Here is a 24,490-nt window from a genome sequence, read left to right on the forward strand (position 1 = left end):
TTCTGGGAGTTTTACTTTTAAAAATCAGAATGATCAGTCCGTCTTGATAAAATCAGTAAAAAAAGATATGATAGATAGTGATAAAAGAGGTATCAAGTATGAAGGAAAAAGACATTCAAAGAGCAACAAGCCAGATTGTTGAAGATGTAATAGACAAGGCTAACTTGAAGCAAGGAGCTATCTTTGTTTTGGGCCTTTCTTCTAGTGAGGTGATAGGTGGTCAGATTGGCAAGGAATCCAGCCAAGAAATTGGGGAAATCATTGTGAAGACGATTTTAGATATACTGGGAGGGGAAGGAATTCATCTAGCTGTTCAAGGTTGTGAACACGTCAATCGTGCCCTCGTCGTCGAACGTCAGGTGGCGGAGCAGTTTGGTCTGGAAATCGTCAGTGTCCTTCCTACTCTTCATGCAGGAGGTTCAGGTCAGTTGGCAGCCTTCAAGTTTATGCAGGATCCAGTTGAGGTTGAATTTATCAAGGCTCAGGCTGGATTGGATATCGGAGATACCGCAATTGGTATGCATGTCAAGCATGTGCAGGTTCCGATTCGACCAGTTTTGCGTGAGATTGGGCACGCCCATGTAACGGCTCTCGCAAGTCGTCCAAAATTAATTGGAGGTGCGCGTGCGCAGTATCCAGAAGACTTCATAAGAAAGTCATAAGTGGGCGGAGAATGATCATAAGTTAGAGATCTATTTCAAGTATATAGAGGTTAAAGTGGAAAATTGTGTTTATATTATTTCGGGTCCCCCGGGTGTTGGAAAGAGCACTGTCAGCAAAGAGTTGGCCTATTCTTTTAACAAAAGTGCAGTTATAGAGGGGGATATGATTTACTTAATGATAAAAAGTGGTCTCGTAGCTCCTTGGAAAGATGATGGATTTTACATGGATTTGTTCTGGGATAATATCATCAGTTTGACCAATAATTTCTTGGATCGTGGTATTACTGTCGTGATAGAGTATGTCATATTTGAAGATCAACTGAAGAAAATTGCAGCCTTCTTAAAGGCAAAACAAATTAAGCTAAAATATTGTGTCCTAATGGCAGAAGAAGAAACCTTGAAAGATAGGGATTCTTCTCGGAAAGAAATTGAGAGAACAGGCGATTTATCAATCCAAGCAAGAAATGAATTCTTAGCTAAAAATAGTGAGAAACTTCATTTTCTGTATACGGATGATTTAGATGTCAAAGAAACGGTAGGCATCATTAAAACCTCAAATCAATTTTTAATTTCTGAACAGTAAAAGACAGAGAGAGTAAGGGTATAGAAACCATTACTTCCTCTGTTCTTTTTTGTTGAATTTTTGTGCAAAGTGTTCCAAATAAGGCCTTCTTTAACTAGAAAAACTAGTGCCATCTGATAGAGAATTGCCAAAAGTAGAAAAAAGTAACTTAGAGAAGATATTTCGTTATAGGAATCAGTAAACAAAGCTTGATTTAGCTGTTCTAGGTCGGCTTTTTTATGCTATACTAAAGGTATGCATAGAAAAACAGTGATTGATTTTAGGGATTTGGGTGAGAGATACACCTTTACCCAGCCGATTAAAGAGTTAAAAACGAGAGATTTAGCAGAAGTGGCAGATTTGTTGGCGCAAGTGGAAAGCTACCAAGAACAGGGCTATTATGTCGTGGGTTATGTCAGCTATGAGGCTGCACCTGCATTTGAGGAGAAATTAGCAGTTCGTAAGGCTCCCCTACTGGCAGAGTATTTGCTATATTTTACAGTTCATGATAGGGTGGAAACATCCCCTATTCCTCTGACTTATGAGGAAGTAGATCTACCTTCAAATTGGCAGGAAGTAACGTCAGCAGAGGACTATGAAAAGGCTATTGCCCAGATTCACCATCATTTGCGTCAGGGGGACACCTATCAGGTCAATTACACTGTCCAACTCAAGCAAGATTTAAGTGCCAATCCTTTTTCTATCTACAATCGTATGGTGGTAGAGCAGGAGGCGGGCTACAATGCCTATGTTGAACACGATGAGATGGCAGTGATTTCCATGAGCCCAGAGCTCTTTTTTGAGCAAAATGACCGGGAATTAACGACTCGCCCGATGAAGGGAACAACCCAGCGGGGAGTGACTGACGATGAAGATTTGAAAGAGGCAGCTTGGTTGGAGCAAGATCCTAAAAATCGCTCTGAAAATATGATGATTGTGGATCTCTTGCGCAATGACATGAACCGTATTTCTGAAGTGGGCAGTGAACATGTAGAACGTCTCTGTCAAGTGGAGCAGTATTCGACGGTTTGGCAGATGACTTCAACCATCAAGAGTCAGTTACGAGAGGATGTGGACTTGGTTGTCATTTTTCGCTCTCTCTTTCCTTGTGGTTCCATAACAGGAGCGCCCAAAATTGCGACCATGGAAATCATCAAGGACTTGGAGCCACAACCCAGAGGAGTTTACTGCGGAACTATTGGTATCTTGCTTCCAAATGGGCGACGAATTTTCAATGTCGCTATTCGGACTATCCAACTGCATCAAGGGAAAGCCATCTATGGAGTTGGCGGAGGGATTACTTGGGATAGTACTTGGGAATCTGAATACCGAGAGGTTCATCAAAAGGCGGCTGTACTCTATCGTAAACAAGCTCGTTTCCAACTGATTTCAACTGGTAAAATCAGCCAAAAACAACTGCTGTTTGAAGATCAACATCTGGAAAGACTGACAAAGGCGAGTAGGTATTTTGCCTATCCTTTTGATCCGGAAGACCTGAGACAAAGGATAGAGGAAGAGTGCCAAGCTTGCGATTCCCACCAAGACTATCGTTTGCGAATTACTCTTAACAAGTCTGGAGAGCTGGAACTCAGTCGCCAAATCTTAACACCCCTTAGTCCGACCTTCTGCCAAGCCAAACTTTGCCTTCAGGAAGCTGATTTGCAACAAGTATTTAACTACTTCAAAACCACTCACCGACCACATTTGAACCTAGGGGAACAAGAGAAGATTTACCATAATGAAAGAGGAGAATTGCTTGAAACCTCTATCGGGAATCTAGTTCTGAAAATTGCTGGGAAACTCTACACACCGCCTACCAGTCTAGGAATTTTGCCAGGAATTTACCGTCAGCATTTGCTGGAAAGAGGACAGGTAGAGGAAAAAGTGCTGACTTTGGCAGACTTGAACCAGGCGGAGGCTATCTACGGCTGCAATGCGGTTAGAGGTTTGTATGAGTTGTTATTGAAGGAGAAATAAATGAAATTGATATTTTTACATGGCTTAGGTCAGACAGCCGCAAGCTGGAAGGAAGTTCAGGATCTACTTGTCGACCATCCTTCTGAGGCCCTTGAATTGTTTCCTTCGGGAGTTGGTTCTTATCAGGAAGCCAAAAAACGGATAGCTAAATACCTATCAGAGGAGAAGAAACCTTTTGTTTTAATCGGTTTATCCCTTGGTGCTACTCTTGCACTAGAGCTTTCAAGTTACGATGTGCCAAATCTTCAAGGTTTGGTTTTGTCAGGCTGTCCAGTGAAACTAGCAGGCAATATCTTGTTTAAAATCCAGTTGATGATTTTTAAACTACTTCCAAAAGGTTTTTTTGAAAAGCAGGGAGCAGACAAAGCTCTCATGGTTGGTGTTTCTGAGGAATTGAAAACACTTGATTTAACCCAAATAGCACAGAATTGTTACTATCCAACCTTGTTAATTTGTGGTAGCCAAGACAAGCCTAACCTCAGTTATATGAGAGATCTTCATCAATTGATGTCAGATTCTAAGTTGCAGATTATTCCTGACGGTCCTCATACACTGAATACTGACAAACCGAAGGAGTTTGCAGAAAAGACTAGAAGTTTTCTTGAATTGCTGGGATAAGTCTGGTAAAATAAAAGTGAAAGCGATATCAAAAAAGGAGAAAATAAGGAAAAAACAGTTTTGCTAAAAGTGGCTTTTGCTGCCCTTTTAGTTTGGGGTCTATTTGCCCAACCAGTTACTGCAGAGGAAAATATTCATTTTTCTAGTTGTAGGGAAGCATGGGAAAATGGTTACTCTGATATTCATAGAGGAGAACCAGGTTACTCTTCAAAACTAGACCGTGATGGTGATGGGATAGCTTGTGAACGTGCCAATGCACCTCGGGGAGTCTTTAAACCACGCCAGTCGGGTTCGCAATCCAGTATCACAGTTAGCGGATGGGTCAAACAGGACGGCTATTGGTATTATTTTGCTGAAAATGGGCATGCAGTTAGGAATGCTTGGCAAGGTAGCTATTACCTTAAGTCAGATGGCAAGATGGCTACGAATGAGTGGGTTGATGGTGGTCGCTACTATGTAGATGCTTCTGGTTTGTGGAAACCATAAAGCAAACAAATTCTAGGGAAATCACGCAAACCTTTGCACAAATCTAACGATTTTGTTATACTATATCTGTAAGCATTTTCAATTAAAAAGGAGAAGACGATGAGTCAAAAGATTATTGGGATTGACCTTGGTGGAACATCTATCAAGTTTGCAATTTTAACTCAAGAGGGAGAAATCCAAGAAAAATGGTCTATTAAGACCAATATTTTGGACGAAGGAAGCCATATCGTAGATGATATGATTGAGTCTATTCAGCATCGTTTGGACTTGCTTGGATTGTCAGCTACGGATTTCCGAGGCATTGGAATGGGTTCACCTGGTGTGGTTGACCGTGAAAAAGGAACTGTTATCGGTGCCTACAACCTAAACTGGAAAACCCTTCAACCAATTAAAGAAAAGATTGAAAAAGCCTTAGGTATCCCATTCTTCATCGATAATGATGCCAACGTAGCTGCTCTTGGTGAGCGCTGGATGGGGGCTGGTGACAACCAACCAGACGTTGTCTTTATGACACTTGGTACTGGTGTTGGTGGCGGTATCGTCGCAGAAGGGAAACTTCTCCACGGTGTTGCTGGTGCGGCAGGAGAGCTTGGTCACATCACTGTTGACTTTGATCAACCAATCGCTTGTACTTGTGGTAAGAAGGGCTGTCTTGAGACAGTTGCTTCGGCAACAGGGATTGTCAACTTGACTCGTCGCTATGCGGATGAATACGAAGGCGATGCAACCTTGAAACGCTTGATCGACGATGGAGAAGAAGTAACTGCTAAAACTGTTTTTGACTTGGCAAAAGAGGGAGACGACCTTGCTCTAATCGTTTACCGTAATTTCTCACGTTACTTGGGGATCGCTTGTGCCAACATCGGTTCCATCCTCAACCCTTCAACAATCGTTATCGGTGGTGGGGTGTCAGCTGCGGGAGAATTCCTTCTTCAAGGCGTTCAAAAGGTTTATGACGAAAACACCTTCCCACAAGTACGCACAACAACTAAGCTAGCTCTTGCAACTCTAGGAAACGACGCTGGAGTTATCGGAGCAGCATCACTTGTATTGCAATAAGATAATAAAAGGGGAAAAACACTACTTCAAAGCTAGTGATTTTCCTCCTTTCTTTTTTATGCTATACTAGTTAGGACAATAAATGAGGTGAGAGAGAATGACAAAAGCAGATACGATTTTTAAAGAGAATATTGAACGAATCCTTAAAGACGGTGTCTTTTCTGAACAAGCACGTCCCAAATACAAGGATGGGACTGTTGCCAACTCCAAGTACGTAACGGGTGCCTTTGCAGAGTATGATTTGTCAAAGGGTGAATTTCCCATTACAACCCTACGTCCAATTGCCATCAAATCAGCTATCAAAGAAGTTCTCTGGATTTACCAAGACCAGTCAAATAGCCTAGAAGTGCTAAATAGCAAGTACAATGTTCACTACTGGAATGACTGGGAAGTGGGAGATACGGGAACTATTGGTGAGCGCTATGGGGCGGTCGTTAAGAAACACGACATCATTAATAAGATTCTCAAGCAGTTGGAGGCTAACCCTTGGAATCGCCGTAATATCATCTCTCTTTGGGATTATCAGGCATTTGAGGAGACAGATGGCCTTCTTCCATGCGCCTTTCAGACCATGTTTGATGTCCGTCGAGTAGATGGGGAAATCTATCTGGATGCAACCTTGACCCAGCGTTCTAATGACATGCTAGTTGCTCACCACATCAACGCTATGCAGTATGTGGCACTTCAGATGATGATTGCCAAGCATTTTGGTTGGAAGGTTGGAAAGTTCTTTTACTTCATCAACAACCTCCATATCTATGATAATCAGTTTGAACAAGCTCAGGAATTGCTTGGTCGTGAGCCGTCAAACTGTCAACCACGTTTGGTCTTGAATGTGCCAGATGGGACTAATTTCTTTGATATCAAAGCAGAAGACTTTGAGTTGGTGGACTATGATCCAGTCAAGCCGCAATTGAAGTTTGATTTGGCTATTTAATAACAACAAAAGAAGTTGAGATTTCTCAACTTCTTTTGTTGCTTAATGTGATACGCGACGGCGAGCTGCTTTTTTGCGGTTTTCTTCGATGAAAGCTGCTTTTTGCTCTTCTGGCTCAATCACTTTCTTTTTAATTGCGTATACTGCACCTGCAACGGCAGCGACAGTTCCTGCGACACCTGTTACAAGACCTTTAGCGAATCCTTTAGCCATGAGTCTTCCTCCTTTATCTTCCCGATCAGCCAGGCTCCTTAAGTGGTAGCATTTTTCTGACTGACCTTTTTGTGATATAATAATAGTAACGAAAAAATGGGAATTTTTCAAGGAAAAAAGATGAAAATAAAAATAATTGTAATTATTGGACCGACTGCTGTTGGGAAGACAGCCCTTGCTATTGAAGTAGCCAAGCGCTTTGGTGGAGAGGTAGTCAGCGGTGACAGTCAGCAAGTATACAGAGGGCTGGATATTGGGACGGCCAAGGCTAGCCCAGAGGAGCAAGCTGCTGTTCCTCATCATTTGATTGATGTCAGAGAGGTGACCGAGTCTTACTCGGCTTTTGATTTTGTTTCAGAAGCTAAAAAGGCTATAGAGGACATTCAAAGTCGAGGAAAACTGGCTATTATTGCTGGTGGAACAGGGCTTTATATCCAGAGCTTGCTGGAAGGCTACCATCTGGGTGGAGAGACGCCCCATGAGGAGATTTTAGCCTATCGAGCTAGTTTAGAGCCTTATTCAGATGAAGAATTAGCCCATCTTGTGGAGCAAGCAGGTCTTGAAATTCCTCAGTTTAATCGTCGTCGTGCTATGCGTGCCTTGGAGATTGCCCATTTTGATCAGGATTTGGAAAATCAGGAAAGTCCTTATGAACCATTGATTATCTGCCTGGATGATGAACGAAGTCAACTTTATGAGCGTATCAACCATCGAGTGGACCTGATGTTTGAGGTTGGGCTTTTGGATGAGGCAAAGTGGCTTTTTGACCACTACCCTGATGTGCAGGCAGCCAAAGGCATTGGCTACAAGGAACTCTTTCCATATTTCCGTGGGGAGCAGACTTTTGAGGAAGCTAGTGAGAGTCTTAAACAGGCGACCCGTCGTTTTGCCAAGCGGCAGCTGACCTGGTTCCGTAATCGCATGCAGGTGACCTTTTATCAGATAGGAGAGCCTGGTGTGCAGGAGCGTATTTTTAACCAGATTGAGGAGTTTTTAGATGATTGAAACAGAGAAAAAAGAGGAACGTGTCCTGCTCATCGGTGTAGAATTGCAGGGCATGGACAATTTTGATCTCTCCATGGAAGAATTGGCCAGTCTAGCCAAGACAGCTGGGGCAGTTGTTGTAGATAGCTACAGACAAAAACGTGAAAAATATGATTCCAAGACCTTTGTCGGCTCTGGTAAGTTGGAAGAAATTGCACTGATGGTAGATGCGGAAGAAATTACTACTGTCATTGTCAACAACCGTCTGACACCACGGCAAAATGTCAATCTAGAGGAAGTTCTCGGGGTCAAGGTTATTGACCGTATGCAGCTGATTTTGGATATCTTTGCCATGCGGGCTCGAAGCCATGAAGGCAAACTTCAAGTTCATCTTGCCCAGCTCAAGTACCTCCTACCTCGTCTAGTCGGCCAAGGTATTATGCTCAGCCGTCAGGCAGGGGGAATTGGTTCCCGTGGACCAGGTGAGAGCCAACTTGAGCTGAACCGTCGTAGCGTTCGCAATCAAATCACGGATATCGAGCGTCAGCTCAAGGTAGTGGAGAAAAACCGAGCTACGGTCAGAGAAAAACGTCTGGAGTCGGGTACTTTTAAGATTGGCTTGATTGGTTACACTAATGCCGGAAAATCGACTATTATGAATACTTTAACCAGCAAGACCCAGTATGAAGCAGATGAATTATTTGCGACTCTAGATGCGACGACTAAGAGTATTCATCTAGGGGGTAATCTTCAGGTGACCTTGACAGATACTGTTGGCTTTATCCAAGATTTGCCGACAGAGTTGGTGTCCAGTTTTAAGTCGACCTTGGAAGAAAGTAAGCATGTGGACCTTCTGGTTCATGTCATTGATGCCAGCAATCCTTACCACGAAGAGCATGAAAAAACAGTTCTTTCCATCATGAAAGACTTGGACATGAAAGATATTCCTCGCTTGACCCTTTATAATAAAGCGGATTTGTTGGAGGATTTCACGCCTACCCAAACACCTTATGCCCTCATTTCTGCCAAGTCGGAGGATAGTCGTGAGCAGCTGCAAGCTTTATTTTTAGAGAAAATCAAAGATATTTTCGAACCCTTTACCCTACGTGTGCCTTTTTCTAAGTCCTACAAGATTCATGATTTGGAAAGTGTAGCGATTCTTGAAGATCGTGACTATCAAGAGGACGGAGAACTCATCACAGGCTACATTTCGGAGAAAAACAAATGGAGGTTAGAAGAATTTTATGACTGATATCAAAACCTTGGCTCTAAAATATGGGGGCTATACAAGTCTGGACAAGATTTATCTGGATTCCCTTTTGACCGGTAGAACGGATCAGGAGCAGTTAGCCCTCATCACCCCTCCGCCTAGCGTGGTCAATGCTTATTTTGCAGAGCTCTACCAGAAAAAGAGTCCCGAGGCTGCGACAGCTTACTTTGCTGAACTGAGTCAGGAACTGAATCTCTACAATGCTGAGCCAAGTTTTACTCTAGAAAACAAGCCCTTTATTCGCCTCAACCTATCAGGAAAATCCTTTGGCTTTTGCTATGAGAGTGAGGGGCTTGGTCGAATTTTTTCTGAAAATAAGGAAGCAATCTCGGATGACTTGCTTTTTGAGATTGCGCAAATTTTCCCCCATCAGCTAGTCTTTGAGGAGTCTGGCAAGATTTACATGAAGGCTACCGGAGATGAGGAAGTTGTTAGCGTGAAAAGTCTCACAGCTTTGACAGACTTGGAAAGCTTGGCTGATGGCCGCAAGCGTCTCAAAGGCTATAGTCAAGAGGATCTACTGCAAGAAGCTAGTGCTTTTTCTGGCAAGCGCTATTTCCGATCGGAAAACCGCACAGCCATGTTATATATTGATTAATTAGAAAGTATCGAATGGATATTCAATTTTTAGGAACGGGGGCTGGTCAGCCCTCCAAAGCCCGCAACGTTTCAAGTCTCGCCCTGAAACTCTTGGACGAGATTAACGAAGTCTGGCTTTTTGACTGTGGCGAAGGGACGCAAAATCGCATTCTGGAAACTACGATTCGACCACGGAAGGTTAGCAAAATTTTTATTACTCACTTGCATGGAGACCACATTTTTGGTTTACCGGGTTTCCTTTCTAGTCGTGCTTTTCAGGCCAATGAAGAGCAGACAGATTTGGAAATCTATGGACCTCAAGGAATCAAGTCATTTGTCTTAACCAGTCTTCGTGTATCCGGTTCGCGCTTGCCTTACCGCATTCATTTTCATGAATTTGACCAAGATTCTCTAGGGAAAATCCTTGAGACTGATAAATTCACTGTGTATGCAGAGGAGCTGGATCACACTATTTTCTGTGTTGGTTATCGTGTCATGCAAAAGGATCTTGAAGGAACCTTGGATGCTGAAAAACTTAAGGCTGCTGGTGTGCCGTTTGGACCGCTCTTTGGAAAAATCAAAAACGGGCAGGACATTGTTCTCGAAGATGGGACTGAAATCAAGGCTGCTGACTATATCTCAGCTCCTCGTCCTGGTAAGATTATTACTATTCTGGGTGATACTCGAAAAGCCAATGCCAGTGTGCGTCTTGCTGTCAATGCCGATGTCCTGATCCATGAGTCCACTTATGGCAAGGGCGATGAAAAAATTGCCCGCAACCACGGTCACTCTACTAACATGCAGGCTGCACAAGTAGCGGCAGAAGCAGGAGCCAAACGCCTCTTGCTCAACCATATCAGTGCCCGCTTTCTCTCAAAAGATGTCAGCCAGCTCAAGAAAGATGCTGCCAGCATTTTTGAAAATGTCCATGTGGTCAAAGACTTGGAAGAAGTGGAAGTCTAAAAGATTGAAAAAGGATAAGTATGCGTACGATTCTCATTACAGGTGCTAGTGGTGGTCTAGCCCAAGAAATGGTCAAGCTTTTGCCGAATGACCAACTGATTTTGTTAGGTAGAAACAAGGAAAAACTAGGACAACTCTACGGAAATTATTCTCACACAGAATTAGTTGAGATTGATATTACTGATGACCAAGCCCTAGAAACTTTAGTAGCTGAACTCTATCAACGATATGGCAAGATTGATGTCTTGATTAACAATGCTGGTTACGGAATATTTGAAGAATTTGACAAGATTTCTGACAAAGACATTCACCAGATGTTTGAGATCAATACCTTTGCTCTGATGAACCTGTCTCGTCACATTGGGTGTCGAATGAAGGAGAGAGGAAAAGGGCATATCATCAATATCGTCAGTATGGCAGGTTTGATAGCGACTAGCAAGTCCAGTCTCTACTCAGCGACCAAGTTTGCGGCTATTGGTTTTTCCAACGCTCTACGCCTCGAGCTTATGCCCTATAGTATCTATGTAACGACGGTTAATCCAGGACCGATTCGCACTGCCTTTTTTGACCAGGCAGACCCGGATGGTAGCTATCTCAAGTCGGTTGACCGATTTCTCTTAGAACCAGATGCAGTCGCTAAAAAGATTGTTAAAACCATAGGAAAAAATAAACGGGAACTCAATCTTCCCCTTTTGTTGAACCTAGCCCACAAATTTTATACTCTCTTCCCCAAGCTAGCTGATAAGTTGGCAGGGGAGACCTTTAATTATAAGTAAAAGAAGTTCCTTACAAAAGGAACTTCTTTATAATATTTAACGGAGTGTCAAAAAAATGTTTGTTTTTGTCCTAAATCTACATTCACATTTTTTGAATCTTCTCCAAATTTTAGAAAAAACAATCAAAATTATGATTTTTTAGTTTTAAGGATTGAAGTTATCTATATTATTTTATAGAATAGATATAAAAGACAAAAGGAGAGATATCCGCTATCACATAAAAATGGAAGCGGTTACTAAAGGAGGTTTTTATGGATAAAAGCTATTGGAATCGTAAAAGTGTCTACAGTATTCGGAAGTTTTCTGTTGGGACATGCTCAGTACTGATTGGAACTTGCGCTGTTCTATTTGGTGCAAATCTTGCTGGAACAAGCCCTGTTTTTGCGGACGAAACGCCGATTACTGTGAATGCAGAGAAGGGTCTTGAAGAAGCAGTTCTGGAACAAGTCGCTGATACAAGTCAGACAAGTACAGTAGAGGAGACTGTAGCAAAAGAAAAGGAAGAACAAGGCCAAGTTATTAAGGAGGCGAAAGAGATTTCTAAATCTGTTGAAAAGGACACAAAAGTAGAGTTAGAAGCTTCTAGTCAAGAAAAACCTATCAAGGAAGAAGTTAAAGCTGCGACAAATGAAGAAGTAAATCAAATGATTGAAGACAGAAAAGTGAATTTTAATCAAAATTGGCACTTCAAACTCAATGCGAACTCTAAAGAAGCTGTGAAACCAGATGCAGATGTGTCAACATGGCAAAAATTGGACCTTCCACACGACTGGAGTATCTTTAACGATTTTGACCATCAATCACCTGCCCAAAACGAAGGTGGGCAGCTAAATGGTGGTGAAGCTTGGTATCGTAAGACCTTTAAACTTGATGAAAAAGACCTCAAGAAGAATGTTCGTGTGACCTTTGATGGTGTCTACATGGACTCTCAAGTCTATGTCAATGGTCAGTTAGTGGGGCATTATCCAAATGGTTATAACCAGTTCTCATACGATATTACCAAATACCTTCACAAAGATGGTCGTGAGAATGTGATTGCTGTCCATACTGTCAACAAACAACCAAGTAGCCGTTGGTACTCAGGAAGCGGTATCTACCGTGATGTGACCTTGCAAGTGACAGATAAGGTTCATGTTGAGAAAAATGGAACAACCATCTTAACGCCAAAACTAGAACAACAGCAACACGGCAAGGTTGAAACTCATGTGACCAGCAAAATCGTCAATACAGACGATAAAGACCATGAACTTGTGGCAGAGTATCAAATCGTTGAACGTGGTGGTCAGGCTGTAACAGGCGTGGTTCGGACAGCAAGTCGTACCTTGAAAGCACATGAGTCAACAAGCCTAGATGCTATTTTAGAAGTTGAAAAACCAAAACTCTGGACAGTTTTAAATGACAAACCTGCCTTGTATGAATTGATTACGCGTGTATATCGTGATGGTCAATTGGTGGATGCTAAGAAGGATTTGTTTGGTTACCGTTACTATCACTGGACTCCAAATGATGGTTTCTCTTTAAATGGTGAACGCATTAAATTCCATGGGGTTTCCTTGCACCATGACCACGGAGCGCTCGGAGCAGAAGAAAACTATAAGGCAGAATATCGCCGTCTCAAACAAATGAAGGAGATGGGGGTTAACTCTATTCGTACAACCCATAACCCTGCTAGTGAGCAAACCTTGCAAATCGCTGCAGAACTTGGTTTGCTCGTTCAGGAAGAGGCCTTTGATACGTGGTATAATGGCAAGAAACCTTATGACTATGGTCGTTTCTTTGAAAAAGATGCCACTCACCCAGAAGCTAGAAAAGGTGAAAAATGGTCAGACTACGATCTTCGTACTATGGTCGAAAGAGATAAAAATAACCCAGCTGTCTTCATGTGGTCAATCGGAAATGAAATCGGTGAAGCCAACGGTGATGCTCATTCTCTAGCAACTGTAAAACGTTTGGTCAAAGTTATCAAGGATGTTGATAAAACTCGTTACGTTACCATGGGAGCAGATAAGTTCCGTTTTGGTAATGGTAGCGGAGGTCATGAGAAGATTGCCGAAGAACTGGATGCAGTTGGTTTTAACTACTCAGAAGATAACTACAAGAAACTTCGTGCGAAACATCCAAACTGGTTGATTTACGGCTCTGAGACATCTTCAGCTACCCGCACACGTGGAAGTTACTATCGCCCTGAACAGGAATTGAAACATAGTAACGGACCTGAGCGTCATTACGAACAGTCTGACTATGGAAATGACAGAGTTGGTTGGGGTAAAACGGCAACAGATTCATGGACTTTTGACCGCGACAATGCTGGCTATGCTGGACAATTTATCTGGACAGGTACAGACTATATCGGGGAGCCTACGCCATGGCATAACCAAAACCAAACTCCTGTTAAGAGCTCTTATTTTGGTATTGTAGATACAGCAGGTATTCCAAAACATGACTTCTATCTTTACCAAAGCCAATGGGTTTCTGTTAAGAAGAAGCCGATGGTTCACCTCCTTCCTCACTGGAATTGGGAAGATCCTACTCTAAAAGCGAATGTAGCTGATACAGAAGGTAAGATTCCAGTTCGCGCCTATTCAAACGCTGCAAGCGTAGAATTGTTCTTGAACGGTCAATCTCTCGGAGTCAAAACCTTCAACAAAAAACAAACCAGCGATGGACGCACTTACCAAGAAGGTGCCAATGCCAAGGAACTCTACCTTGAGTGGAAGGTTGCTTATCAACCAGGTACTTTAGAAGCAGTAGCTCGTGATGAAGCTGGTAAAGAAATTGCACGTGACAAGATTACCACTGCAGGCCGACCAGCCGGTGTTCGTCTCATCAAGGAAGACCACGCAATCGCCGCAGATGGAAAAGACTTGACCTACATCTACTATGAAATCGTTGACAGCCAAGGAAATGTAGTCCCAACTGCAAATAATCTGGTTCGCTTCCAATTGCACGGACAAGGTCAACTTGTCGGTGTCGATAATGGGGAACAAGCCAGCCGTGAACGTTATAAGGCCCAACCAGATGGTTCTTGGATTCGTAGAGCCTTTAATGGTAAAGGGGTTGCCATTGTGAAATCAACTGAGCAAGCAGGGAAATTCACCCTTACTGCCCACTCTGATCTTTTGAAATCTGGTCAAGTAACTGTCTTTACTGGTAAAAAAGAAGACCAAGAAAAGACTGTTCTCGGAACAGAAGTACCAAAAGTACGTACTGTTATTGAAAAAGAGCCAAAAATGCCGAAGACAGTCGGTTTTATCTACAGTGATGGCAGTCGTGAAAAACGTCCAGTAACCTGGTCTTCAGTTGATGTGAGCCAAGCAGGAGTTGTGACTGTTAAAGGTATGGCAGACGGACGTGAAGTTGAGGCTCGTGTAGAAGTTCTAGCAATTGCGAAAGAACTACCAACTGTTAAACGTGTTGCCCCAGGAACAGACTTGAGTGCTGTTGACAAATATGTTTCTATTGCCGTTACGGATGGAAGCGTACAAGAATACGAAGTTGATAAGTGGGAGATTGCAGAAACTGATAAAGCTAAACTGTCAGTTGCAGGATCACGTATTCAAATGACTGGTCAACTGGGCGGTGAGACTATTCATGCTACGCTTGTAGTAGAAGAAGGCAATCCTGCAACACCTGTAGTACCGACTGTAAGTGTTGGTGGTGAAGCTGTCACAGGCCTTACTAATCAACATCCAATGCAATACCGCACTCTTGCTTATGGTGCATCCTTGCCAGAAGTCGCAGCAAGTACTGAAAATGCGGATGTTACTGTAGTCCAAGCAAGTGCAGAAAACGGCATGCGTGCAAGCATCTATGTTCAACCAAAAGATGGTGGACCTCTTCAAACCTATGCAATTCAATTCCTTGAAGAAGCACCAAAAATTGACCACTTGAGCTTACAAGTAGAGCAAGCTAACGGTCTTAAAGAAGACCAAACAGTGAAATTGTCCGTACTCGCTCACTATCAAGACGGAACACAGGCAGTTCTACCAGCGGATAAAGTAAACTTCTCTACAAGCGGTGAAGGGGAAGTTGCAGTTCGTAAAGGAATGCTTGAGTTGCATAAACCAGGAGCAGTCACTCTGAAAGCGGAATATGAGGGGGCTACAGGTCAAATCTCCCTCACCATCCAAGCCAATACTGAGACGAAGGTTGCGCAATCCATCCGTCCAGTAAATGTAGTGACAGACTTGCATCAAGAACCAAGTCTTCCAGCAACAGTAACTGTTGAGTATGACAAAGGTTTCCCTAAAGCTCACAAAGTCACATGGCAAGCTATTCCAAAAGAAAAACTAGACCACTATCAAACCTTTGAAGTGCTAGGTAAAGTTGAAGGAATTGACCTTGAGGCGCGTGCTAAAGTCTCTGTAGAGGGTATCGTTTCGGTTGAAGAAGTCAGTGTGACAACACCAATCGCAGAAGCGCCACAATTACCAGAAAGTGTTCGCACCTACGATTCAAATGGTCACGTTTCATCTGCCAAGGTTGCTTGGGATGAGATTCAATCAGACCAATACGCTAAGGAAGGCGTCTTTACAGTCACTGGTCGCCTAGAAGGTACCCAATTAACTACCAAACTTCATGTTCGCGTTTCTGCTAAAACAGAGCAAGGAGCGAATATCTCTGACCAATGGACAGGTTCAGAATTGCCACTTGCCTTTGCTTCAGACTCAAATCCAAGTGACCCTGTTTCAAATGTCAACGATAAATTGATTTCCTTTAATGACCGACCAGCCAACCGTTGGACGAACTGGAATCGTAGTAATCCAGAAGCTTCAGTTGGTGTTCTGTTTGGAGATTCAGGTATCTTGAGCAAACGTTCAATTGATAATCTTAGTGTCGGATTCCACGAAGACCATGGAGTCGGTGCACCGAAGTCTTATGTGATTGAGTATTATGTTGGTAAGGCTGTTCCAACAGCTCCTAAAAACCCTAGCTTTGTAGGCAATGAAGAACATGTCTTTAACGACCCTGCTAACTGGAAACCTGTTACAAATCTAAAAGCTCCTGCTCAACTCAAGGCTGGAGAAATGAATCACTTTAGCTTTGATAAAGTTGAAACCTATGCTGTTCGCATTCGCATGGTTAAAGCAGATAATAAGCGGGGAACTTCTATCACAGAAGTACAAATCTTTGCGAAACAAGTTGCAGCAGCTAAACAAGGACAAACAAGAATCCAAGTTGACGGTAAAGACTTGGCAAACTTCAACCCTGATTTGACAGACTACTACCTTGAGTCTGTAAATGGAAAAGTTCCAGCAGTAACAGCAAGTGTTAGCAACAATGGTCTTGCGACGGTTGTTCCAAGCGTTCGTGAAGGTGAGCCGGTTCGTGTCATTGCGAAAGCTGAAAATGGTGACATCTTAGGTGAATACCGTCTACACTTCACTAAGGACAAAGACTTACTTTCTCGTAAACCAGTTGCTGCGGTTAAACAAGCTCGTTTGGTACAAGTAGGTCAACCGCTTGAATTGCCAACGAAGGTTCCGGTTTACTTCACAGGTAAAGACGGCTATGAAACCAAAGATTTGGCAGTAGAATGGGAAGAAGTTCCAGCAGAAAATCTAACAAAAGCAGGTCAATTTACTGTAAGAGGCCGTGTTCTTGGTAGTGACCTCATTGCGGAGTTCACTGTACGAGTGACAGACAAACTTGGTGAAGCTCTCTCAGATAACCCTGACTATGATGAAAACAGTAACCAAGCCTTTGCCTCAGCAACTAATGATATTGACGACAGTTCTCATGACCGTGTAGACTATATCAATGACAGAGATCATTCTGAAAATCGTCGTTGGACAAACTGGTCTCCAACACCATCTTCTAACCCAGAAGTATCGGCAGGTGTGATCTTCCGTGAGAATGGTAAGATTGTCGAACGGACTGTTGCGCAAGCCAAACTTCACTTCTTTGCAGATAGTGGTACAGATGCACCATCTAAACTTGTTCTAGAACGCTATATCGGTCCAGAGTTTGACGTGCCAACCTACTATTCAAACTACCAAGCCTATGAATCAGGCCATCCATTCAACAATCCAGATAACTGGGAAGCTGTTCCTTATCGTGCGGACAAAGACATTGAAGCCGGTGATGAAATTAACGTTACCTTTAAAGCTGTGAAAGCCAAAGCTATGAGATGGCGTATGGAGCGCAAGGCCGATAAGAGTGGTGTTGCGATGATTGAGATGACCTTCCTTGCGCCAAGCGAATTGCCTCAAGAAAGCACTCAATCGAAGATTCTTGTAGATGGAAAAGAACTTGCTGATTTCGCTGAAAATCGTCAAGACTATCAAATCACCTATAATGGACAACGTCCAAAAGTGACCGTTCAAGAAAGCAATCAAGTAGCTTCAACAGTTGTAGATAGTGGAGACGATAGCCTTCCAGTACTTGTTCGCCTTGTTTCAGAAAGTGGAAAACAAGTCAAGGAATATCGTATCCAACTAGTCAAGGAAAAACCAGTTTCTGAGAAAACAGCCCCTGCTATTCAAGAAGAAAATCCAAGTCTTGAGGTTGTCGAAAAAGAACTTGCCTTCCAGACTGTTGAAAAGGAAGATTCAAGTCTATATGTAGGAGAAAGCCGTGTAGAACGAGAAGGACAAGTTGGCAAGGAACGCATTCTTACATCTGTAAGCCCAGATGGAACTCGTGAAGAGAAACTTCGTGAAGTACTTCAGACTCCTGTTAACCGGGTTCTTCTCGTTGGAACTAAGCGAGGTACAGCCCAACCACTTGATGGAGCTGCAGGTTTAGTTCATGAAAAACCAGAACTTCTAGTAGAAGAAGAGAACATTGATTTCCAAGTGCAAGAACGTAAAAACGATAAACTCCCACTAGGTCAAACCCGTGTTCTTCAAGAAGGTCAAAAAGGTATTCGTGTCCATCTAGTAGAAGTCGAAAATGGTAAGCGTACACTGAAAGAAACCTTTGATAAGATAGTTGCGCAAGATCGTATCGTGGAAGTTGGAACTGCAGTAGCACAAGAGAAACCAGAACCGCAAGCACCTGTTAAGCCAGATGAGCGTGAACAGGGACAGGCGGAACCAAAACCGCAAAAAGAAAAAGCTAGTCAGACTGGAAAAGACCATCTTCCAAATACAGGAAGCGAGTCCTCTATGTCAATATTAGCAGCAGGATTGGCTCTCTTGGGCTTAGGTACAGGACTTGTAGCATCTATGCGTAAAAAAGAAGACTAAGTTTGGTTAGAAACTAAACAGGATAGTAGAAGGCCAGAGTGATGCTCTGGTCTTTCTATCTGTTGTTCTAATAAAGTTGTCCAGATTTCTTGTGATTCTGTTTGATGACTTAAAATAAGAAGATGAACTGCGAATGATTCTTCTAACTCTGCAATCGGCGTAGCTTTAAAGAGCCAAGTGATGTTTGAAGAAAATCGCTAAATATGCTATACTAAAGGGAATTAGTGGATTTTTATAGAACGATTCATTCAGGGAAAATAAGAAATAAATCTAACAAAAATAGGTCGTCTTTCAGAGACTTTTATGTCATTTCTTAGATGAAAATGCTTGACAACCAAGGGATTTATCTTGAGAATTAGAACTGACTACAATGAAAAATTGAATGCTAAGGAGATAGAGGGAAATGTTTTACTTTGTACCATCTTGGTATTGTCAAGGTAGGAAATGGTATTCCACTGCTTTGCCTTTTTATTGTTCATCAAACCAGATAATGTTTGATGATACTATGAATTTATTACAGATGTTTCAACCTGCTGGAAAAGATAGTAGCATTCTGGTGTTGAACTATTCGCCCCATATTCGAAGCCACTGTTATCAGGAGAAAATCGAGCCGGCTGGAATGTGGAATCTATTTGATAATCTACAAGGTTTGACAGATGTTTTGCCTCGAAAGCTCGGCTTGGATGATTTGAAATGGCCACAGGGAGCGGAATTCTTTTATACTCCCTTTCTTGTGGATGTTTATTTAAATCAGAACCACTATGCCCAGATTAATTTTTTTCAGACTGGCAATATTTTCGATATTATCTATTTTAAAAATAATCAGATGGATCACCGTTTGGTCTTTGATGATCGAGGCATAGTTTCTAGTGTGATTTATTTTGAAAATAATCAGCCAGACCATCAAGATTATCTGAATCCACAAGGCCAGTGGCAGTTTAGGGAATTCTTGACAAGAGATAATCATCAAGTGTTTGTCAATCCTGAAGTCCAAGAAGCATTCGCAAAGGATGTTTATAGTGACATTGAGGAGCTAATCAAGGAAAAACTGGACCAGTATTTATCTTCTGCCCTAACAAGAGATGATATGCTTATTGTTTCAGCAAATCCTCAACATAACCATCTTTTCCACAATGCTAAGAGGCATTACAATCTTGCCTTCTCTTTCTTTGGTGAACGCTACCCAATTGAGGATAAAGAAAAAATCCTAGGGGATTTGCAGGGTACACCATTCTTTATTGTTGATAGCTTTAGTAAGGTTCAAAAGATGGATGAACTGATTGGCAAAGCCCAGCTTCCCCCTTATTATGAGGTGGCTCCTTATGACATTCGTCTGCAGGCAGAAGAAAGCCAGCAGGAAAAGCCAGCAACTGTCTATGTCAATGTTGATACTTTACCTCAAGAACATCTTCAAACTGTCTTTAGAACCATATTTGATATGATGCTAGAGAAGGAATGGATGAAGTTACTGATTGGAACCCAGAGTTTGGAGTCTGAAAGAGCGGTATTTATCAGACAATTTCTCAAAGAATATTTATCGTATCAGCTAGGTTCAGAAGAAAAAGCACAGATCCATGAAGATATAAAGCCTAAGGAGAGTAAGGCTCTTTTGGAACGAGGAAAAATTCTCAGAGAGAGAATGGAGATTAAGACACATCGCAGTTCTACTGAATTAGCAAAAATTTTGAAGGAGGTTCGTGTCCTTCTTGATTTGGGAAATCCAGCAGATATGCTTCTACAAATTGCAGGGCTAAGTGGGGGTATTCCTCAGATTAATTTATATAGTTCCTCTTATGTCAAGCATGCAGAAAATGGTTCGATTATAACTGACATTTCTATCCTAAAAAATGTAATATTGTATTATTTGACGGATATAGAGTCAGCATATAAATGCAAGGCTCATTCTTTGAGTAGGATGGAGCAGTACAAAAGGGGAGAAATTGTCGAAATGTGGAAAAACTCAATAAAGGAATTAAGGGAAAATGAGAGAGATTAGTGTTCTACAAATTGCTGATGAGAACTGGCAAGAGCAATATGATATTCCTAGTAATATAAGGTGGAGATTTGTTAAGCCAGAGGATATGGCATCACTTGTACCTACTGATATTGAGATGTTGAGTGGGGGCATAGATGATAGGGCAAGGCTTGCAAAGATTTATGACCTTATATTGGTGGATACGCTAGAACATTTCGAATACATCACTGTTCTGGATAGCCTGATTCAGCCTTATCGTTTGTTTTACCATGAACGTTGCCAGATTACTACGAAAGATTTGGAAACATTCTTGTTTCGTAAGAAAGCAGTCAAATCTCAATTTGAAAGTCCTGAGCAGATTTTGTATCGTTTTTCTCGTGCTTTCTTTCCTCAGCAAAGTGGTTCCAAGCTCAAAGTAAATCATTTAGCAGTTCATTCTCTCTTTAGTGGACAGATTAACTATGAAGGAAGCAATTATCTCAGTTTGGTAGGGGAATTTGGAGAGGACTATCAAACCCTAGCGAACTATCAGTATAATATCTATCTGGATGCAGATACTCCTTTGGATTTATGGCCAGAATTTAGAATTTCTGGTGACTGCTCAGTCCGCTATGTCATCAAAGGGTATCCTGTCGCGCCTTCACCAATGCAAGAATGGGTTTATGATGAAACGGTCTATGACAAACCTCTAATTTTAGACACGCAGGATTCCTACTATCTAAGCATTAGTATTCAAGCTAAGGGACAAGGAATCGTGAAAATAGGTCCCCTTCATCATCGAGATTCTCATTTAGGCTATGGTGACTTGTTAGTTGGTGGAAATCGCATTATTGATAAAAATAGAGAGGAACTGATTTATTTCTTTCATCCAGGTGATTTGAGACCACCTCTTAATGTATATTTTTCAGGTTATCGTCAAGCAGAAGGCTTTGAAGGATTCGATATGATGGCTGGTATGGGAGCTCCCTTTTTACTGATTGGAGATCCGCGTTCAGAGGGCGGTGGCTTTTATCTTGGATCGGATGAGTTAGAACAAAAGCTCATTCAAGTGATTCGCCACTGTTTGGATGAGTTAGAATTTACAGCCGATCAGTTAGTTTTGTCTGGCTTATCAATGGGGACATTTGGCGCCCTGTACTATGCTTCTAAACTAGAACCTCACGCCGTTATTGTCGGTAAACCCTTGGTAAATTTAGGTGATATTGCTGTAAATGAGTCTTCCCTTCGTCCTGGCGGATTCCCAACGTCTTTGGATATCCTTTATCGTACGATGGGTAAGCTATCTGATGAGACAGCAACAAAACTAAATGAGTATTTTTGGAAAGCCTTTAGAGCTGCTGATTTTTCGAGAACAAAATTTATCATGGCTTATATGTGTCAGGATGATTATGATGACCGTGCCTATGCTACCTTGGAGGAAGAGCTCGAAAATCGTAATTATAAGATTAGCCTGATTAGCAAGGGCTTTGAGGGACGACATAATGATGATACACAAGGTGTTGTCGAATGGTTCTTTAATCAATACATAGCACTGCTAATGAATAGTTTTGAAAGGAAGTTTAATTCGTGAGATATAAGGAGGAAGTCTATTTTGCTTATTGGGATATGCAAAGTGTATCTCAGTATTTATATGGTTCATCTGTCAGGGTCTTAGAGGATGGTCGAGTTTTATATGAGAATCAATTTATGCCGTCTGGGACAGTTATTCACGAATGGTACTCGAAAGCCAATTATCAGGATCTGAGAAATACAAGTCAACTTCCTGATTTGAAGCGGGGAGAGAAGTATGTCATTGGAAGCTATCTAGAAACTCTTCCTGAGAATTCAACTTACTTAAAAGTTATCTTTATGGATTCGGCTGATGAGGAAATTTTTTCTCATAGTGTGAAACCAGAGGAGACAGCAAGTGTTTATGTACCAACTGACACCCATCATTATAAAATTCAATTGGTCAGTGGAGGCTGTCAGCGCTTCTTGTTTGAGGGGATTTATATTGCCCAAGAAGGTGTGGCAGACTATACAGTTAATCGCTATTGGATTTCAGATTTGCTTCATAAGAACAATGAGAAGAATACCATTTACGTTTGCTTTACAGAACCTGAGTTCAATCGGACAGGTTTTGTTCCAGAAATAGTGCAGGAACATTTTCCAAATTTGGTAATGGTGAACTCTTCCTACAAAAGTTCACTTTTATACATGGAAAAAGAGTTTTTTGGAAACTTACTCGAAAAAATTGAAAGCCTATCAAGACAGTATTCTTTTGAAAAAGTAGCTTTTATTGGCTATGGACCCATTTCAAATATTGCGGCCCTGTTTTACTCAAAACAATTTTTAACTTCCTATGCTTTAGTGACAGATAGTTTTCTAGCTGAATTAGACTATCATCGCTTACTGGAACGTCATCGAAAACGAGTGAATTATCCGATTTTTAGGGATTTATTGCTATATCGCTTTGATTCAACAAGAGTTAAAGAATATGGAAGTTCGAAGATGGAATCTCAGGACTTATCCAATTTTGTCTATCTGTTAGATCAGTCGGCTTTGTTGAAAAATATAAATCTAGAGACAACTGAAGAGTGGATGAGGGAAAATGTAACCTAAGAATGCCTTTCTATGAATCACTTGTCCTGAAAACCAGTAGGAAAGTCTAATCTGTGTATGACAGATTTTAGCAAAATGTAGTCAATATAAAAATTAGAGTTCAGATTGTCACGACAGTTTACACCTTTTGATGTTGAAAGGCTTTGATGAATTTTGTGAATGAAAAAACAGAAACAGAATGCTATTCACTGTGTAAAATGAGAGTCAATTCTATATTGATATGGATAACAAAAGAAAATTAGCGGTCTTTTCTGGGTAATGCTTTGACAGATTGAACTTCAACCCTTATAATAGTAGTGATAAATAGTTTTTGGGAGAAATAATAATATAATGAGCAAAAAAGAAGAGTTATCAGGATTTCAACGCCTGTTATCGAAGATTAAGCAATTGGTCAATGAGGAAGATAACGATTATGATGATCATCATTCTGATGCAGTCGAACTGAAACCTGTTAGCAAAAAGATGAAGGAACAGAAAGAAATGGTGAGGAAGGCCAGTGAGGACTTTGAATTACCACTAGAGTCTGTTTCGGTTATGGAAGTTTTAGAAGCTTTTCAGGAGAAAAATAGTTTAAACATGGCCGAGTTGATAAAAAATGTTAGCCAGAGTTTATCAACTAGTGCGCTCGCTTCTCTTAGCGACTTCATCGCGATTTCCTACAGTGAATCTTATAGTCAAAGTATTTCTGAAAAAGGCTATTCTCTGCGTAATTCAATGTCTGAGGCTAACTCACTCAGTGATTCTGTTTCGGTGTCAGAATCGCTTACGGCTACGTCTATTCAAGAATCTGTGAGTCATAGTTTATATGTTTCTGATTCGGTGAGTACGAGCATGCTATCAAGCAGTGAAAGTATTGCTAGTCATACTGATTCTAGTGAAGTTTCGAATCAGAGTGAACCTGATTCAGAGAATCTTTCGTCTAGCCAAAGCTCTAGTGTATCTGAGTCAAAATCGCCTAGTCTTTCGCAGTCCTTGTCAGTCATTGACTCTGTTTCAGAGAGTGAAGACCCAAGTGATTTAGGCTCAGAATCAATTTCAGAAAGTGTTTCAGACTTTGTCCCAGCAAGCGAGAGTCACAGTGACTCCGAATTTGAGCAAGACATCGCCTCTGCTTCATTTATCACATCAAACTTTCTCTCAGATAGTGAAGAGCCAAGCGTTTTAGAACCAGAATCAATCTCTGAAAGTGTTTCAGACTTTGTCTCAGCAAGCGAGAGCCACAGTGACTCCGAATTGGAGCAGGACATCAACTCTATTTCCACCAGCACATCAGACTATGTCTCAGAGAGTGAAGACCCAAGCGATTTAGCATCAGAATCAATCTCTGAAAGTGTTTCAGACTTTATCTCAGCAAGCGAGAGCCACAGTGACTCCGAATTGGAGCAAAACATCGCCTCTGCTTCATTTAGCACATCAGACTTTATCTCAGAAAGTGAAGAGCCAAGCGTTTTAGAACCAGAATCAATCTCTGAAAGTGTTTCAGACTTTATCTCAGCAAGTGAAAGTCACAGTGACTCCGAATTGGAGCAGGACATCAACTCTGTTTCCACCAGCACATCAGACTATGTCTCAGAGAGTGAAGACCCAAGCGATTTAGCATCAGAATCAATCTCTGAAAGTGTTTCAGACTTTATCTCA

At 41.7% G+C, this 24,490-nt stretch carries 16 protein-coding genes and 2 pseudogenes; 17 read left to right on the forward strand and 1 reads right to left on the reverse strand.

Annotated elements, in window-relative coordinates:
• Nucleotides 1–98: 98 nt before the first annotated feature.
• The 7 genes and pseudogenes from B7709_RS03595 to B7709_RS03625 all read left to right on the forward strand — a co-directional run bounded on the left by B7709_RS03595 (nt 99) and on the right by B7709_RS03625 (nt 6,301).
• A complete protein-coding gene (locus B7709_RS03595; protein ID WP_162279149.1) occupies nt 99–662 on the forward strand; it encodes a TIGR01440 family protein in 564 nt (187 codons plus the stop codon).
• Nucleotides 663–717: 55 nt separating this feature from the next.
• Nucleotides 718–1,245 (forward strand): AAA family ATPase, encoded by a 528-nt coding sequence (locus tag B7709_RS03600; RefSeq protein ID WP_084971722.1) that lies wholly within the window; start codon nt 718–720, stop codon nt 1,243–1,245.
• Between the two features lie 234 nt (nt 1,246–1,479).
• The gene (pabB, locus tag B7709_RS03605) at nt 1,480–3,201 is read left to right on the forward strand and encodes an aminodeoxychorismate synthase component I (RefSeq protein WP_084971724.1); all 1,722 of its coding nucleotides are present in this window, start codon (nt 1,480–1,482) and stop codon (nt 3,199–3,201) included.
• Nucleotides 3,202–3,819, forward strand: a complete 618-nt coding sequence (locus B7709_RS03610; RefSeq protein ID WP_084971726.1) for an alpha/beta fold hydrolase — start codon at nt 3,202–3,204, stop codon at nt 3,817–3,819. It begins immediately after the preceding gene.
• A 60-nt stretch (nt 3,820–3,879) separates the two neighbouring features.
• Nucleotides 3,880–4,290: pseudogene (locus B7709_RS03615) on the forward strand (excalibur calcium-binding domain-containing protein); the annotation flags it as partial.
• Nucleotides 4,291–4,404: 114 nt separating this feature from the next.
• Nucleotides 4,405–5,364 (forward strand): ROK family glucokinase, encoded by a 960-nt coding sequence (locus B7709_RS03620; protein WP_007521387.1) that lies wholly within the window; start codon nt 4,405–4,407, stop codon nt 5,362–5,364.
• Nucleotides 5,365–5,461: 97 nt separating this feature from the next.
• Nucleotides 5,462–6,301 carry a thymidylate synthase gene (locus tag B7709_RS03625; protein WP_084971730.1) on the forward strand — a complete coding sequence of 280 codons (840 nt, stop codon included), beginning with the start codon at nt 5,462–5,464 and terminating at the stop codon, nt 6,299–6,301.
• Nucleotides 6,302–6,343: 42 nt separating this feature from the next.
• Here the strand turns inward: B7709_RS03625 and B7709_RS03630 are convergent, their stop codons facing one another.
• The gene (locus B7709_RS03630) at nt 6,344–6,514 is read right to left on the reverse strand and encodes a DUF3042 family protein (protein ID WP_001051782.1); all 171 of its coding nucleotides are present in this window, start codon (nt 6,512–6,514) and stop codon (nt 6,344–6,346) included.
• Nucleotides 6,515–6,634: 120 nt separating this feature from the next.
• Between B7709_RS03630 and miaA the strand changes: the two genes are divergently transcribed.
• The 10 genes and pseudogenes from miaA to B7709_RS03680 form a co-directional block, all read left to right on the forward strand.
• On the forward strand, nt 6,635–7,519 hold the full coding sequence (miaA, locus tag B7709_RS03635; RefSeq protein WP_084971732.1) for a tRNA (adenosine(37)-N6)-dimethylallyltransferase MiaA: 885 nt from the start codon (nt 6,635–6,637) through the stop codon (nt 7,517–7,519).
• Complete coding sequence (gene hflX, locus B7709_RS03640) at nt 7,512–8,750, forward strand: GTPase HflX (protein ID WP_084971734.1); 1,239 nt, start codon at nt 7,512–7,514, stop codon at nt 8,748–8,750. Before miaA ends, hflX begins: the two co-directional genes overlap by 8 nt.
• On the forward strand, nt 8,743–9,366 hold the full coding sequence (locus B7709_RS03645; protein WP_084971735.1) for a cystathionine beta-lyase: 624 nt from the start codon (nt 8,743–8,745) through the stop codon (nt 9,364–9,366). Before hflX ends, B7709_RS03645 begins: the two co-directional genes overlap by 8 nt.
• A gap of 14 nt (nt 9,367–9,380) precedes the next feature.
• Entirely contained in the window at nt 9,381–10,310 is a 930-nt protein-coding gene (gene rnz, locus B7709_RS03650; protein ID WP_084971737.1) for a ribonuclease Z, read from the forward strand.
• A gap of 20 nt (nt 10,311–10,330) precedes the next feature.
• Nucleotides 10,331–11,086 (forward strand): SDR family NAD(P)-dependent oxidoreductase, encoded by a 756-nt coding sequence (locus B7709_RS03655; RefSeq protein ID WP_084971739.1) that lies wholly within the window; start codon nt 10,331–10,333, stop codon nt 11,084–11,086.
• Nucleotides 11,087–11,337: 251 nt separating this feature from the next.
• On the forward strand, nt 11,338–18,276 hold the full coding sequence (gene bgaA, locus B7709_RS03660) for an LPXTG-anchored adhesin/beta-galactosidase BgaA (RefSeq protein ID WP_084971741.1): 6,939 nt from the start codon (nt 11,338–11,340) through the stop codon (nt 18,274–18,276).
• A 403-nt stretch (nt 18,277–18,679) separates the two neighbouring features.
• Nucleotides 18,680–20,272 (forward strand): accessory Sec system protein Asp1, encoded by a 1,593-nt coding sequence (gene asp1, locus B7709_RS03665; protein ID WP_084971743.1) that lies wholly within the window; start codon nt 18,680–18,682, stop codon nt 20,270–20,272.
• Nucleotides 20,259–21,821 carry an accessory Sec system protein Asp2 gene (gene asp2, locus B7709_RS03670; RefSeq protein WP_084971745.1) on the forward strand — a complete coding sequence of 521 codons (1,563 nt, stop codon included), beginning with the start codon at nt 20,259–20,261 and terminating at the stop codon, nt 21,819–21,821. The genes asp1 and asp2 overlap by 14 nt, the downstream gene beginning before the upstream one ends.
• Nucleotides 21,818–22,852: an accessory Sec system protein Asp3 gene (gene asp3 / locus B7709_RS03675; RefSeq protein WP_084971747.1), complete on the forward strand. Its 1,035-nt coding sequence runs from the start codon at nt 21,818–21,820 to the stop codon at nt 22,850–22,852. Before asp2 ends, asp3 begins: the two co-directional genes overlap by 4 nt.
• A gap of 330 nt (nt 22,853–23,182) precedes the next feature.
• A pseudogene (locus B7709_RS03680) lies at nt 23,183–24,490 on the forward strand (hypothetical protein); the annotation flags it as partial.

This window comes from Streptococcus oralis subsp. dentisani, assembly GCF_002096335.1.
In the GTDB taxonomy this organism is placed as follows: Bacteria; Bacillota; Bacilli; order Lactobacillales; family Streptococcaceae; genus Streptococcus; species Streptococcus oralis_Z.

Coding starts and splice junctions, on each gene's coding strand:
- B7709_RS03595 (WP_162279149.1), top strand. CDS start 99: ATGAAGGAAAAAGACATTCAAAGAGCAACAAGCCAGATTGTTGAAGAT.
- pabB (WP_084971724.1), top strand. CDS start 1,480: ATGCATAGAAAAACAGTGATTGATTTTAGGGATTTGGGTGAGAGATAC.
- B7709_RS03610 (WP_084971726.1), top strand. CDS start 3,202: ATGAAATTGATATTTTTACATGGCTTAGGTCAGACAGCCGCAAGCTGG.
- B7709_RS03620 (WP_007521387.1), top strand. CDS start 4,405: ATGAGTCAAAAGATTATTGGGATTGACCTTGGTGGAACATCTATCAAG.
- B7709_RS03625 (WP_084971730.1), top strand. CDS start 5,462: ATGACAAAAGCAGATACGATTTTTAAAGAGAATATTGAACGAATCCTT.
- B7709_RS03630 (WP_001051782.1), bottom strand. CDS start 6,514: ATGGCTAAAGGATTCGCTAAAGGTCTTGTAACAGGTGTCGCAGGAACT.
- miaA (WP_084971732.1), top strand. CDS start 6,635: ATGAAAATAAAAATAATTGTAATTATTGGACCGACTGCTGTTGGGAAG.
- hflX (WP_084971734.1), top strand. CDS start 7,512: ATGATTGAAACAGAGAAAAAAGAGGAACGTGTCCTGCTCATCGGTGTA.
- B7709_RS03645 (WP_084971735.1), top strand. CDS start 8,743: ATGACTGATATCAAAACCTTGGCTCTAAAATATGGGGGCTATACAAGT.
- rnz (WP_084971737.1), top strand. CDS start 9,381: ATGGATATTCAATTTTTAGGAACGGGGGCTGGTCAGCCCTCCAAAGCC.
- B7709_RS03655 (WP_084971739.1), top strand. CDS start 10,331: ATGCGTACGATTCTCATTACAGGTGCTAGTGGTGGTCTAGCCCAAGAA.
- bgaA (WP_084971741.1), top strand. CDS start 11,338: ATGGATAAAAGCTATTGGAATCGTAAAAGTGTCTACAGTATTCGGAAG.
- asp1 (WP_084971743.1), top strand. CDS start 18,680: ATGTTTTACTTTGTACCATCTTGGTATTGTCAAGGTAGGAAATGGTAT.
- asp2 (WP_084971745.1), top strand. CDS start 20,259: ATGAGAGAGATTAGTGTTCTACAAATTGCTGATGAGAACTGGCAAGAG.